We start from the raw sequence: 12,748 nt of genomic DNA on the forward strand, positions 1-12,748 counted from the left end.
GTCGTAAACATGAAGGGCAAACCATGAAGAAGTACACGACGATCGGCGGCGTAGCGCTCGCAGCGACGCTCATGCTGACCGCTTGCGGCGGGGGAACGCCGTCGGGTCCGGCCTCCCAGAAGGCAGAAGAAAGTGGCGGCGACATCAGCAAGCTGATTAGCGTCAACGCCAAGGAAGCGAAAGACCTGGAGCCGGGTGGGACGGTCACCTTGGGCGTAGGCAGCATTGGTCCCGACTTCAACGGATTCTCCAATGTGGGCAACAGCGCTGACAATTCAGCGCTCATGACTCCCGTCAACACCGCTTCCATCAGCAGCGGCGGGATTGGCGGCTGCTGGAAGCTGGACTTCGACGGCAAGGCCTCGCCGAATAAGGACTTCTGCGAAGACGTCAAGAGCGAAGTAAAAGACGGCAAGCAGACCATCACCATCAAGGTGAACGACAAGGCAACCTGGAACGATGGGACCCCCATCGACGTCAAGACCTTCGAGAACACCTGGAAGATGCTCCGCGGCGAAGACAAGTCGATCGACATTGTCACCGCGGGCGCCTACGCATTCGTGGATTCGGTCAAGGCTGGCGCCAACGACAAAGAAGTCATTGTCACCACCACGCAGCCCGTCTTCCCACTGGAAGGCCTCTTCTTCGGCCTGATCCACCCGGCCATCAACACTCCGGAAATCTTCAACAAGGGTTTCGCCGGTGAGATGCACCCCGAATGGATGGCCGGTCCCTTCAAGGTGGAGAACTACGACACCACCGCCAAGACCGTCACCATGATCCCCAACGACAAGTGGTGGGGACAGAAGCCGGTGCTGGACAAGGTCATTTGGCGCCAGATGGAACCGAGTGCAACCATCGCTGCCTTCAAGAACGGTGAGATCGACGCCGCCAACGGCCGTACCCTGGGCCGCTACAAGCAGCTGGAAGGCACCACTAACTCCGAGGTCCGCCGTGGCCAGCGTCTCTTCGCCGGTGGTCTCAACATCAACGCCAAGCGGCCGGCCCTGACCGATGTTGCCGTGCGTAAGGCGATTTTCACCGCCGTCGACCGCAAGGCCATCCGCGACGTCCGCTTCAACGGCCTGAACTGGTCCGAAGAGAGCTCGGGCTCCATGATGCTCATGCCGTTCTCCCAGTACTACCAGGACAACTACCCCGTGAAGGACACCGGTGCCGAGGCTGCCAAGAAGGTCCTGACCGACGCTGGCTACACAGCCAACGACAAGGGGATCATGGCCAAGGACGGCACTCCTATCGCCTTCAAGATCACCAACTTCGGTGATGACCCCACCGCAGCCGCAACCTCGCAGACGCTGCAGAACCAGCTCAAGGCTGCCGGCATGGACGTGACCATCGACCAGCGCGGTGACGCCGACTTCGGCAAGGTCATCGGCGGCCGCGAGTTCGACCTCACCATCTCCGGTTACACCGTGGGCCCGGACGCCACTGACGCCGTGAAGCAGTACTACGACTCCACCACCAACGAAAATGGCCTCGGCGATGCCGAGCTCGACGCCGAAATCAAGCGCCTGGCGACCATCTCCGATGACAAAGAGCGCAACAAGGCCGCCATGGACGTAGAGAAGAAGCACATGGAGAAGTACTACTCCATGGGCACCGTCCTCAACGGCCCGGAGATCCAGTTCGTGCGCACGGGCCTGGCCAACTACGGCCCGTCCCTGTTCAAGAGCCTCTCCAACGTTCCGGATTGGACCACCATCGGCTGGGAAAAGGGCGCCAAGAAGTAGCCACCCCGCTGTAGTTTCCTGAAGGCCGGGAACCACCCCCAACCTGTTGATCGGTTTATCCGGTTCGATCGGTTCGGGGTTGGTTCCCGGCCTTCGCCATACCTCCAACCCTCCCTCACATCCCTCCCATTTGGGCCGATCCCTCTCTCACCTCCCTCCCGTTTGGGCCGATCCCTCTCTCACCCGGTGAGAGAGGGATCGCGGGAAGGGGCTGTTACGTGAGCGAGGATCGGTAGCCTAGGGACATGACTTCCACGCCAATCCGCACGGCCGTTGCCGGTTTCGGGCTCTCCGGCAGCGTCTTTCATGCTCCTTTCATCGCGGCCAACCCCGCGTACGAGCTCGCCGTCATCGCAACATCGGACGCAGCACGCCAAGCCAAAGCGAAGGACCGGTACCCGCAGGCAAAGATCGTCGACACTCCCAACGACATCCTGGCCCTCGCCGACCAGCTGGACCTGCTCGTCATAGGCACACCGCCCGCAACCCACTACCCGCTCGCGAAAGCGGCGCTGGAAGCCGGCCTCGACGTCGTCGTGGACAAACCGTTCGTGGTCCACAGCAACCAAGGCGAGGAACTGATCCAGCTCGCGGCGAAGTTGGGTCGCGTACTCACGGTCTACCAAAACCGCCGATGGGATGCCGACGCCCTTACCGTGCAGAAGCTGCTCGACGCCGGCACGCTGGGGACGGTGACCAGGTTCGAAGCCGCGATGGAGCGGTGGGCCCCGGCGATCGCGAAGGAGTGGAAGGCCAGTGCCACGGCAGAGGACGGGGGCGGGGTCCTCTTCGACCTCGGCACCCATGTGCTGGACCTGGCTTTACGGTTCTTCGGGCCGGCTGAAGTGACTCACGCGGAGATCCGGGCCCGCCGCCCCCAGGAGAGCGCCGACGACGACGTCTTCCTGGTCCTGGAACACGGATCGGGAGTGGTCAGCCACGTGACCATCAACCTCACCAGCCAGCTGCCCGGTCCACGCTTCCGGGTTCTGGGGACCCGCGGCGGTTTCGTGAAGTTCGGGGCCGACCCGCAGGAACCCTACCTGTCCGGTGGCGGTCTGCCCACGGACCCGGAGTACGGCGTCGAGCCGTCGCAAAACCATGGAACCCTGGCGGTCGACGGGGAGCCCACCGCGGTCCCCACCGAACGGGGGGCCTATCCAGAGTTCTACCGGTTGCTGGCGGACAAGCTCGACGACGGCGGTACGGCTTCAGGGCGTCCGTTGCCTGTTGATCCGGCTGATTCGGTGGCAGTACTCAAGCTGATTGAGCAGGCCCGGGGGCTGGTGTGATGTCGGCGCTCGCAACCACCGAGTAGATCGCTTTCAGATCTGCATTGCCTTCGCGCGGCTGGCAGCTTCCCGTCAGCTGGATGACATCTGCAGAAGCTTCCTGGTCCACCACGGTGACGGCCGTGAACTGCGCCAGGGGCCCGGCCTGGGGGTGCGTGTATCGGGCTTCCCGGACGTGCCAATCGCGGCCGTTGATGGTCACCGGCTCTGTGCCGAGCAGGACAGCCTCCGGCAAGGAATCCAGGAACCGGTCCAGGGAAGCGGCGATGTCCTGGAGTCCGTACCCGGGCTGGCGGCGCGATACGGAGATGACCACGTTCGCGGTGTAATTTCCTTCCGCGGCCGGTGCCATCAGTGCGCCCACCGCTTCGGGGACTACTTGCTGGGTCCAACCGGCGGGTGGGTCGAGTTTGATGGTGGGGTACGCGGGGAATGCTTCGGACGGGAAAACCTGCTGCGATGTCACGGGAGCCCTTTCGGAGGCTAGTTGTTGACGAAGTCGATGAATCCGGTGACCGAGTCCACGAATCCTTTGGGGCTGAGCGTGATCTGACCGCCAGCGCCAAGTCCCAGCTCTGCGGTGATCTTGGCGCCCGCGCCGAGTGTGAGTCCGTCTTCGTCCAGGGAGACGGTGTAGAAGTGACTCTCACCTGCGCCCGCAGCGACGGTGCCGTTGAGGGTTATTTTCTGCCCCAGCACCTCCACGTATTGGCTCCCGGTCAGTTCCGCTCCGGCTCCGGCGCTGAACGCGCTGCCTGTGACGTCCTTGTTCTTGACGCTGACTTCGCCTTCGCCCGCACTGGCCCAGGCGCCGCCCCGTATCTCTCCGCCCTGGCCCACACTGAACAAGCCTCCGGCAAACTCGGTTTCATTGTCTGTGGTGATTTTTTGACCGGCGAACCCCTCGCCGCCGGCGGAAAAGAGGAAGGGGCTGCTCGCGTTGGCATGGGCACTGGCCTCTACCCCGGTCATGGCCCGGGTTGTGGAGGTGTTGGTAATCCAGCCGTCGAAGAAGTCGGAACGAACCGTGGTGGTGTTCTCGGCCCCTGCAAACGCTTCACCCTTGGCGCTGGCGTTGGGGAGTCCCAGCCCGAACGGCACGCTGGCCTCGAACTCGCCGTTGGCGCGCGCTCCGACGAACGTTTCGTTGGTGACAGTGGTGTTCATGGGCCCGTACCCGCCCTTCGCCGTCCACGTCATCTGGCCGCCGGTGGATGCTTCGCCGGAGCCGCCCGCTGCGATTCCCTCCGGGCCCAGGGAGCCGTGCGCTTCGCCTGTTGCCTGGCTGTCGAACGAACCTTTGCCTTCAACCGTGACGGGTCCGTAGGTGGTGGGATCAAACGTGAACCCCAGTGTCTCCGAGGGGCTCCTGCCCTTTCCGTCGCCCAGCCCGCGTCCCGCTCCACCCAGGGAGGCTTGCTCCTGCTGTTCGGCATTGAGTTTCAGGGCACGTGCGTTGTCCTTGAGGCATGCTGCAGCGGCGCCCAGCCGGCCCTGGAGATCACTGTGCCAGGCACTGCGGAAACGGTCGGCGTCGTTGCCCCGCCAGTAGTTGCCCTGCTGGATCAATGCGTTGAGCTGCAGCCGCAGGTCGCTGATCTTTTGGGCCTCAGAGTCCATTACCGCCGAGAGCCGCCGGAGATCTCCGACGTCGGCGCCCACCAATCCCTGTGCCATTACCAAACCAGTCCCATCACGTATCCCCTGAACGTTGCGACATTAGAAAACCTGCAGACCAGTTTGGCGTCAGGTGTCTCCCGAGCATAACTACTGCGGATTGGGGCTGCCATGGGGAGAACTACCGGTGTGGACAAAGCCGGCCGAAAAACTTTGACCAAGTGAGTAACCTCGCAGCAGCCCCAAGCGATGTAGGAGGTGTGCGGGCCATGCCCGTGCATTGATCATCCGGCAGCGACCCAACAGCTGCCGGGGCAATCCCAAGTTTTTCGGAGGGTTTCATGTCCTTTTTCACTGTCCTTGCCACCAGCAAAGTCGCCGCGGGCGTCCTGGCCGCGGGAGCCGTAGCGGCCGGCGGAACAGGCGTAGCTGCCTTCAACGGAGCGCTCCCCACCGGTTTCCAGCAGACGGCGCACGATCTTGTTGGCGCTCCGGCTCCGGTCGACGGGAACACCGCCAAAGCAGCCAGCTCTGAAGCAGCCGCCACTGCCGAAAGCGCCAAGTCCAAGGTGACTGACGCCGTCGGGACCGCGCAGGCAAAGGCCGCTGACGCTGCCGAGGCAGGCCAAGCAAAGGCCACCGACGCTGTATCCGACGCGAAGGCCACAGCCCAGCACGCACTCGCCACCTCCCCAGAGGCTTTCGGCCTCTGCTCGGCCTTCCTCAATGGCGGCTTGAAGTCCGACACCACGGTCCCGGGCTTCAAGTCCCTGGCGATCGCCGCGGGTGGCGACGCAAAGGTTGAGGCGCATTGCCAGGCCGTCGTCGACGCCGGTAAGGCCGCGGGTCTGAAGGCGGACGGCTCGGCCAAGACAAACGCCGACGTCGATGCTGCCGCCACGTCCGGACTGCCGGCAACGGCCGCGGTTCCGGCAGTCCCAGCAACCCCCGCGGTGCCTGCCACGCCGACTGTCCCAGGTGTACCGGCCGTGCCCGCCACCCCCGCTGCACCTGCGGTCCCGGGCCAGATTGCCAGCCACGTTCCGGCCGTTCCTGGAGCTCCGCTCGATGCTGTCCGCTAAGCGGGCAGAGGCTACGGTTTAAGGGCGGGGCTCCTTGGCTTAGGACAAGGAGCCCCGCTACGTAACGTGGGATGGAGGCGTCCACGGGTGCTTGACCCTTTGGCTGATGAATATGTGCAGGCGGATCAGGACGACCCCGCACTGCTCTTCACGGCTGCCTATAACAGCTTCGCGGGGCCGGTTTTCGGCTACCTCCGCGCCCGGGGCGTGGACGACCCCGAGGCCGTCACGCAGGACGTGTTCCTGGCCCTCCATCCCCAGCTGGAAACCCTTCAAGGCGGGCTCCAGGGGGCAAAGTCCCTGTTGTTCTCCATCGCGCACGCCCGGATGGTGGACCATTACCGCAAGCGTGCACGAACACCCGGTTCCACCCCCTACGAGCCGGACCTGGACGGCCGGCGCGCCCCATCGGCCGAGGACCAGGCGTTCGGGCGGGCCGCTGGCCTGGGGGTTTCGGACCTCCTGGAGGGCCTCGCGGACGACTACCGGGAAGTGCTTGCGCTGAGGGTCGTTGCCGACCTCTCCGTTGAGGAGACAGCGGCCATCATGGGCAAGTCGCAAGGAGCAGTGAAGCAGTTGCAGCGCAGGGCATTGGCCGCACTGAAAAAACGGGCACAACGAACGAACGGCACATCATGAGCGAACACTTTCCGCCGCGCGGGCGTAACGACGCGGACGCGATCGACCACCTGTTGGCCAGTTCCGGCTTGGAAGGCGACGCCGGGATCCGCGCCGAACTGCTCGAACTCCGCTCACTGGCGGCCACAGCGCCTTCGCCGTCGGAAGCAGTCCGGGCGCTGATGGTCGCAGAACCCGCTGTGCGCGACGAACCTGCGGCGCACGACGAACCCGCGGTGCGCGACGAGCTGGCCGTGCGGAGACGGAACAAGCGCCGCGCAGCCATCGCGGGCTTGGCTGTCGTTGTCTCCCTGGCCGGCGGTGCTACGGCAGCGGCCGCGTCCGAGGGCGGAATCCCGGGTGCTTTCCAGCATCTTGGGGCAGCCATCGGTTCGGTGGTTTCACAGTTGGCGCCCGGCGCGGGATCCGCTCCGAGACAGGGTGGCCCGGCGGGTTCGACCACTGAGTCGCCTTCCCGGGACGTCAGGCCCACTCCCGTGCAGAGCCAACCCGGCCAGGCGCCCGCTTTGCCGGAGCCAAGCGCCCATGAACGCGGTTCCCAGGCGCAACCCGGCGGGAGCGCAGCAACAAAAGCACCCAAGGTGCCCTCGCGGGGCGAGCCCGGCAACGGAGTCATTCCCACACCCCCGGCAGTACCCGTGACACCTCCGGCCGTGGTTCCTCCCACAATTGACCCGGGAAAGCTTCGCCCGTCGGACCTCCCGGTACCCGTTCCCATCCGCGTGGAACCCTCACCGCCGGTACTCGGCGCGCCTTAAACCACGACGGCGGGGTGCGGCTTCGTGTGGAAGCCGCACCCCGCCGTCGTGCGGTTGTGGTTTTGCCCGTTAGGCGGAAACCAGGCTGTGCCAGTCGTTCACGAGCGGCAGGTTGTGCGCCTCGGAAACGGAGTGGTGTGCCACGTGGCCACCGGCGATGTTGAGGCCGGCTGCGAGGGCGGGGTCGCGGTCGAAAGCGGCCTTGACGCCCAGGTTGGCCAGTGCCACGGCGTAGCGCAGGGTGACGTTGGTCAGTGCGTACGTGGAGGTGTTCGGAACGGCGCCAGGCATGTTGGCAACGCAGTAGAAGATCGAGTTGTGGACCTTGTACGTCGGTTCCTGGTGGGTGGTGGGGTGCGTGTCCTCGAAGCAGCCGCCCTGGTCAACGGCGATGTCCACCAAGACCGATCCCGGCTTCATGCGGGAGACGAGTTCGTTGGTGACCAGCTTGGGAGCCTTGGCACCCGGGATCAGGACGGAGCCGATCACGAGATCTGCGTCGATGACTGACTTCTCGATCTCGTAGGCGTTGGAAGCAACGGTCTTCAGGCGGCCCTGGTAGAGGGCGTCGAGTTCGCGCAGCCGGTTGATGTTGATGTCCATGATGGTGACATCGGCACCGAGGCCCAGCGCCATGGCAGCGGCGTTGGTTCCCGCAACGCCGGCGCCGAGGACAACAACCTTGGCCGGACGGACACCCGGTACGCCGCCCAGCAGGACGCCCTTGCCGCCGGCCGGAGCCATCAGCGAGGAAGCGCCGACCACGACGGACAGGCGGCCTGCAACCTCGGACATCGGGGCGAGCAGCGGAAGGGTGCGGCCTTCCTGCACGGTTTCGTAGGCGATGGCCGTCACGCCGGAGTTGATGAGCTCGGCGGTGAGTTCGGGTTCAGCGGCGAGGTGCAGGTAGGTGAAGAGGATCAGGCCCTTGCGGAAGCGGTGGTACTCGGCCGCGATGGGTTCCTTGACCTTCATGACCATGTCAGCGCGGCCCCAGACGTCATCGGCTTCGTTGACGATTTCGGCGCCGGCAATCGAGTATTCCTCGTCGGTGATGCCCGAGCCCAGTCCTGCGCCGCGCTCAACCAGGACGGTGTGTCCGTGGGTGCGGAACTCGTGGACACCGGCGGCCGTGATGGCTACGCGGAACTCGTTGTTCTTGATTTCTTTGGGGACGCCGATGATCATTTGCTGGCTCCATCGTTAGCGGCCTGTTCGGCCGAAAAATTTGCTGCGGGCTGTGATTCCAGAATAAATCCGGCTGTGAGGCAGGCGACATGGAATGCCGGCGGAGGTCAGTGCTAAATGCCCGGAAATTCAACGATCTTCTTCACGTAGACTCGACATTTGTCGAGGACTGGAGCGTCAGGTGTCGCCTCCTGTTGGTACGCTTTGGAGATGCAGCAGGACGTGGAACAGATCGTTGAACGCGTCGCGCTGAAGCTCGGCCGCGGCTTGTCACTGGAAGACCTCGACGGCGTCCTCCTCGCCTACAGCTCCAACCAGTCGCACGCCGACCGCGTCCGGGTAAACTTCCTGCTCAGCAAGCGCGTCCCCACCGACGTCAGCGCATGGCAGCTCTCCCACGGCATCTCCACGGCAGTGCGCCCAGTGGTAGTCCCCGCCAACGATGAACTGGGGATGTTGGGCAGGGTCTGCGTCCCACTCCTGGTCCGCGGATTCCGCGTCGGCTACCTGTGGGTGCAACTGGATGTCGAAGAGCAAAGCGCGACGGCGATACTCGCCGAATTGCCTGGCGTACGGGACGAACTGGACCTGCTGGCGGGGCTGCTCCTTGACTCAAACACGGCCGAATCAGAGTTCCGGCGCCGCCGCGAACAGGAGTTCCTTTCCGCTTGCAACGGCGAATCCAACGCGGTGGCTGCCGTTGCCGGGTGGAAGGAAATCCAAGGGCGGGGTCCGTGGCAACTGGTGACCATCCTGGACCCGGACGGTGCCGGATCCGCCGTCGACCCCATCGCGGCAACCCTGACCCACCGCTCCGCGGCGCTGCAGTCCACGATCGGTGTCAATGCTGCCCTGTTCAGTGCCGGAACAGAGACGCATTCCGTGGTCCTGTTCCGGGAATCCGGCGGGCGGGCTGACCATGCGCAGGTGCTGGTGCACTATCAACTGGAGCTCGCCAAGCGGGCCGGAAGGACCGTGGACCGGGTCATCCTGGGCATCAGCGAACCATTCCAGGTAATCCGGCAGCTCGCTGGTGCGTACCGCCAGTCCAAGGTGGCGGCCCAGGCTGCCGCGGTGGACCTGCCGCTGGGCGAGCTCGTGGAAAGCCGGGCAGTAGGCGTCTACCAGCTTTTCGATCGCCTGTTGGCGCCCGGTGGCTGGGATGACACCGGATCGGTCCACTACAGGACGTTGGAGGATCAGGACAGGAACGGCGAGCTCCTGCCGGTCCTGGAGTTGCTCTACGACAATGACAGTTCCGTCCAGGATGTCGCAGCGAAGCTCCACCTGCACAGGAGCAGCATCTACAACCGGCTCGGCCGGATCCGCCAACTCATCGGGGCTGACCCGTTGAGTGGCGCGATCCGGCTTGAACTGCACGCGGCACTAAAGGCACACCGCTGGGCACGGCGCCCCAGAATCTAGGCGACCTGCGCGCCCGCGCGCCCGGGTTCCCGGGTTGCCGGGATCGGACCCCTAGGAACGCCTCAGGCGCTGGCAGCTCCAACGGCCCATCCTTCGCCGAAAGGTAGCGGTCCGGCTGCTGGTGCAGTACCGGCCATGCCAGCCGACGGGCGTTGCCGTGCGGGGTAGCCGCGTGCTCATTTCACTACTTTCTTGGCCGCGTCCAGGATCGTGTCGAGGGCCGTTCCAGTGGATTGCGGGTTGGTACCGGCGTTGGGGTTTCCTGTGGGGCGCGGCTTGGATATCTGGGTCGGCGTCGGGGTGGGCGTCGGCGTGGGGGTGACGGTCGGCGCGGGCGTGGTTGTCGGGACCGGAGACGGGGCCGTGGTGATCGTATCGGCGGGCACATCAGTGGGAGCCGGGGCAGGCTGCGTCGGTACTGCTGCGGACGTGCCCGGCGCAGGGTTGGCTGCCGACGGCGCTGCCGAAGGAACCCACACAGGGGCCGCAAGCGAGACGTGCGGGGCCGGAGCCGACGACGGCGAGACTGCAGAAGGTGCCTCCGGGACAGTCGCCGGCTGGCCGGCTGCGGATGAGGTGGAAGCTGTTGGCGCGGCCGAGGCCGACGGCGAAGCCGCCGTGGAATAGGAAGCACGAGGCCCCGGCGCAGCTGAAGCCGACTGCCGGTCCCCCTGGGCATTCGCATCCTGGGCTGGCGTTTCATGGCCGAAGAACGGCAGCTCAAGTGCTTGGCCGAGGCCTCCTGCCGTGAGGACCAGTCCGACGGCGCCGGCGACCACGGCCATGCGCTGGCTCATGTGCTTGACCGAGGCGGCCTTCCGAAGCACGGCCTGCGGTTCACGGTTGAACGTGGACGTAGCTCCCAAGCCGGTCCTGGCCGGACTGGTGGTAGGTGCCTTCCTGCTAACGGCCACCACCGGGATGGCTGCCGTGGTGGGCTCCGGCTGCGGGGCCTGCTGCGTGGCTTGATCAGTGACCTGCTTCGGTGCTGCCGGCGGCACGATGGGGATGGCTGCCGTGGGAGGGCCCGGCGTGGTCGACCTCGGAGCCGCGGCTTGGGCTGCCTGTACTGCCGGGATCGCGGCGGTGGCCGGTTCTGCGGGTTCGGCTTCAGCCCGGGCTGCCCGTTCCCGCTCGGCTGCGCGGGCGGCCGCGCGCGTGGTGGGGGTGGCAGCGGCGGCGGGTTCCGGCGTCGTGCTTGGTGCCTCAGGCGCTGTTGCTGGTCCGGTGGGGGATCCGCTGGGTTCGGCCCGACGGCGTCCGGTTGGCTTGGTGCGCTCGCGTTCGATGTGGGCGCGGCGCGGCTGGTCCATGGTTGGGGACATGGTGGTTGCCTCTCAACGCCTTCGAGGTTAGCTGTCGGGTTCGGACGAGGCCGTCCGGCCGCCTTAGCGGCTTCACCCCGAGGGCTTGGAAACAAGCCCGGGAACTGTGGGTCCCCCGCCTCTGCCGCGGGTCTGGCGGATCCCGGATTGCGGCAGAGCTCGGCGTCAATCCGGAAGCGGCCCAGCGGAGATACGGGTCGCCCTACGACGGTACATGAGCCGGAAAGTAAAGTCACATTAATGTAACGGACGGTACGTCGAGCTACGCGGGGGGCTCTGTGCGCCTAGGCTTCGGGGCCGGCGCGGGAGCTGGCAGCTCGTACTGGATCTTCTGGATTTGGTGGGCCTGGTGTGTTTCCGGGCGGAAGATCTCGTCGGCAATTCCCAGCATGCCGCCCACCGCCGCACGACTTGTTCCCCGCCGGTTTTGCCGCGCTATCCAGAACCATAAGCCCGACAGGAGCACTGGAACTCCGAGTACTACCGCCAACACGGCCAAGATATCCACCGCCTAAGACTAGCTTCGGCGTCCGACGGCAGGGTAGACATTTCCTATGGACCTGCCAGTGATGCCGCCCGTCTCGCCCATGCTTGCCAAATCAGTTCCGGACATCCCCGACGTGGGGCACTACGAGCCCAAGTGGGATGGGTTCCGAACCATCGTCTTCAAGGACGGTGACGAGGTCATTCTGGGCAGCCGCAACGAGAAGCCCATGACGCGCTACTTTCCCGAGCTGGTTGAGGCGCTGAGGAAGAACCTGCCGGAGAAGTGCGTGATCGACGGCGAAATCGTCCTGATCGAGGGCAACAGGCTGGAATTCGAGGTCCTCCAACAACGGATCCACCCCGCCGACAGCAGAGTCAGGATGCTGGCCGAGAAAACGCCGTCCTCCATGATCGCGTTCGACATCCTGGCCCTGGGCGAGGAAGACCTGATGGGCAAGCCGTTCTCAGAGCGCCGGGCCATCCTGGAATCCGCGCTTGCCAAGGCCGAACCGCCCGTCTACGTCACTCCAGCAGTAACGGACCTCGAGCGGGCCAAGGAGTGGTTCGTGCAGTTGGAGGGCGCGGGCCTGGATGGAATTCTGTCCAAGCCGCTGGGTGGAACCTATCAACCAAATAAGCGTGTGATGTTCAAGACCAAGCATGTTCGGACGGCGGACTGTGTGGTGGCCGGTTTCCGCTGGCACAAGACTGCGAAAGTGGTGGGTTCCATACTGTTGGGGCTTCACGACGACGCCGGTCGGCTGCACCATGTGGGGGTGGTGGCATCGTTCCCCATGGCCAAGCGTGAAGCGCTGGTTGCCGAGCTTGAGCCGTACCAGGTGGATCTTGGTGATCATCCGTGGGGTGAGTGGGCCAAGCAGGACGAGGCTGCCGGTGGTTCGCGGATGCCTGGCGCGCAAAGCAGGTGGAGCGGGGGTAAGGACTTCTCGTTTGTGCCACTGCGCCCCGAGCTCGTGATCGAAGTGGCGTACGACTACATGGAGGGCGACAGGTTCCGCCACACCACGCAATTCCGCCGGTGGCGGCCGGACAGGACTCCGGAAAGCTGCACGTACGCGCAGTTGGAAGAGCCTGCGGATTACGATCTTGGGGAGATCCTGAGCCTGCCGTAGGGCACGTTGCCAGTCCGCTGTTACGTTGCTGGCCCGCAACGCAACAGCGGGT

General features: G+C 65.1%; 11 protein-coding genes and 1 riboswitch. Of the genes, 7 read left to right on the forward strand and 4 right to left on the reverse strand.

Translation table 11 applies throughout. The features are described 5' to 3' along the window. Positions 1-23 precede the first annotated feature (23 nt). Positions 24-1,751 carry an ABC transporter family substrate-binding protein gene (locus AC5RU9_RS17640; RefSeq protein WP_494017439.1) on the forward strand — a complete coding sequence of 576 codons (1,728 nt, stop codon included), beginning with the start codon at positions 24-26 and terminating at the stop codon, positions 1,749-1,751. A gap of 245 nt (positions 1,752-1,996) precedes the next feature. Continuing rightward, on the forward strand, positions 1,997-3,043 hold the full coding sequence (locus AC5RU9_RS17645) for a Gfo/Idh/MocA family protein (protein ID WP_494017440.1): 1,047 nt from the start codon (positions 1,997-1,999) through the stop codon (positions 3,041-3,043). Here AC5RU9_RS17645 and AC5RU9_RS17650 read toward each other — a convergent pair. Further along, positions 3,009-3,509, reverse strand: coding sequence for a hypothetical protein (locus AC5RU9_RS17650; protein ID WP_494017441.1), 501 nt, complete (start codon positions 3,507-3,509; stop codon positions 3,009-3,011). The two genes, AC5RU9_RS17645 and AC5RU9_RS17650, sit on opposite strands and share 35 nt — an antisense overlap. Before the next feature lie 17 nt (positions 3,510-3,526). Beyond that, on the reverse strand, positions 3,527-4,720 hold the full coding sequence (locus AC5RU9_RS17655; RefSeq protein ID WP_494017442.1) for a hypothetical protein: 1,194 nt from the start codon (positions 4,718-4,720) through the stop codon (positions 3,527-3,529). A gap of 281 nt (positions 4,721-5,001) precedes the next feature. Here AC5RU9_RS17655 and AC5RU9_RS17660 point away from each other — a divergent pair, with 281 nt between their 5' ends. The 3 genes from AC5RU9_RS17660 to AC5RU9_RS17670 all read left to right on the forward strand — a co-directional run bounded on the left by AC5RU9_RS17660 (position 5,002) and on the right by AC5RU9_RS17670 (position 7,139). Then, positions 5,002-5,742: a hypothetical protein gene (locus AC5RU9_RS17660; RefSeq protein ID WP_494017443.1), complete on the forward strand. Its 741-nt coding sequence runs from the start codon at positions 5,002-5,004 to the stop codon at positions 5,740-5,742. 87 nt (positions 5,743-5,829) lie between these two features. Further along, entirely contained in the window at positions 5,830-6,381 is a 552-nt protein-coding gene (locus AC5RU9_RS17665; protein ID WP_494017444.1) for an RNA polymerase sigma factor, read from the forward strand. Beyond that, a complete protein-coding gene (locus tag AC5RU9_RS17670) occupies positions 6,378-7,139 on the forward strand; it encodes a hypothetical protein (protein ID WP_494017445.1) in 762 nt (253 codons plus the stop codon). The genes AC5RU9_RS17665 and AC5RU9_RS17670 overlap by 4 nt, the downstream gene beginning before the upstream one ends. Positions 7,140-7,208: 69 nt before the next feature. On the opposite strand, the gene ald is transcribed toward AC5RU9_RS17670, so the two are convergent. Further along, positions 7,209-8,327, reverse strand: a complete 1,119-nt coding sequence (gene ald / locus AC5RU9_RS17675) for an alanine dehydrogenase (protein WP_211710736.1) — start codon at positions 8,325-8,327, stop codon at positions 7,209-7,211. Positions 8,328-8,537: 210 nt separating this feature from the next. Here ald and AC5RU9_RS17680 point away from each other — a divergent pair, with 210 nt between their 5' ends. Beyond that, positions 8,538-9,752 (forward strand): helix-turn-helix domain-containing protein, encoded by a 1,215-nt coding sequence (locus AC5RU9_RS17680; protein WP_309992694.1) that lies wholly within the window; start codon positions 8,538-8,540, stop codon positions 9,750-9,752. Between the two features lie 176 nt (positions 9,753-9,928). Here the strand turns inward: AC5RU9_RS17680 and AC5RU9_RS17685 are convergent, their stop codons facing one another. Further along, on the reverse strand, positions 9,929-11,077 hold the full coding sequence (locus AC5RU9_RS17685; protein ID WP_494017446.1) for a hypothetical protein: 1,149 nt from the start codon (positions 11,075-11,077) through the stop codon (positions 9,929-9,931). Between the two features lie 2 nt (positions 11,078-11,079). After that, positions 11,080-11,225: riboswitch (cyclic di-AMP (ydaO/yuaA leader) on the reverse strand. Between the two features lie 406 nt (positions 11,226-11,631). Between AC5RU9_RS17685 and AC5RU9_RS17690 the strand changes: the two genes are divergently transcribed. Then, a complete protein-coding gene (locus AC5RU9_RS17690; RefSeq protein ID WP_494017447.1) occupies positions 11,632-12,696 on the forward strand; it encodes an ATP-dependent DNA ligase in 1,065 nt (354 codons plus the stop codon). Positions 12,697-12,748: the final 52 nt, after the last annotated feature.

This window comes from Arthrobacter sp. B0316-5-4 (genome assembly GCF_059090325.1).

Excerpts from the sequence above, each read along its gene's own strand:
- AC5RU9_RS17640 (WP_494017439.1), top strand. The coding sequence starts at position 24 with ATGAAGAAGTACACGACGATCGGCGGCGTAGCGCTCGCAGCGACGCTC.
- AC5RU9_RS17645 (WP_494017440.1), top strand. The coding sequence starts at position 1,997 with ATGACTTCCACGCCAATCCGCACGGCCGTTGCCGGTTTCGGGCTCTCC.
- AC5RU9_RS17655 (WP_494017442.1), bottom strand. The coding sequence starts at position 4,720 with ATGGCACAGGGATTGGTGGGCGCCGACGTCGGAGATCTCCGGCGGCTC.
- AC5RU9_RS17660 (WP_494017443.1), top strand. The coding sequence starts at position 5,002 with ATGTCCTTTTTCACTGTCCTTGCCACCAGCAAAGTCGCCGCGGGCGTC.
- AC5RU9_RS17670 (WP_494017445.1), top strand. The coding sequence starts at position 6,378 with ATGAGCGAACACTTTCCGCCGCGCGGGCGTAACGACGCGGACGCGATC.
- ald (WP_211710736.1), bottom strand. The coding sequence starts at position 8,327 with ATGATCATCGGCGTCCCCAAAGAAATCAAGAACAACGAGTTCCGCGTA.
- AC5RU9_RS17680 (WP_309992694.1), top strand. The coding sequence starts at position 8,538 with ATGCAGCAGGACGTGGAACAGATCGTTGAACGCGTCGCGCTGAAGCTC.
- AC5RU9_RS17685 (WP_494017446.1), bottom strand. The coding sequence starts at position 11,077 with ATGTCCCCAACCATGGACCAGCCGCGCCGCGCCCACATCGAACGCGAG.
- AC5RU9_RS17690 (WP_494017447.1), top strand. The coding sequence starts at position 11,632 with ATGGACCTGCCAGTGATGCCGCCCGTCTCGCCCATGCTTGCCAAATCA.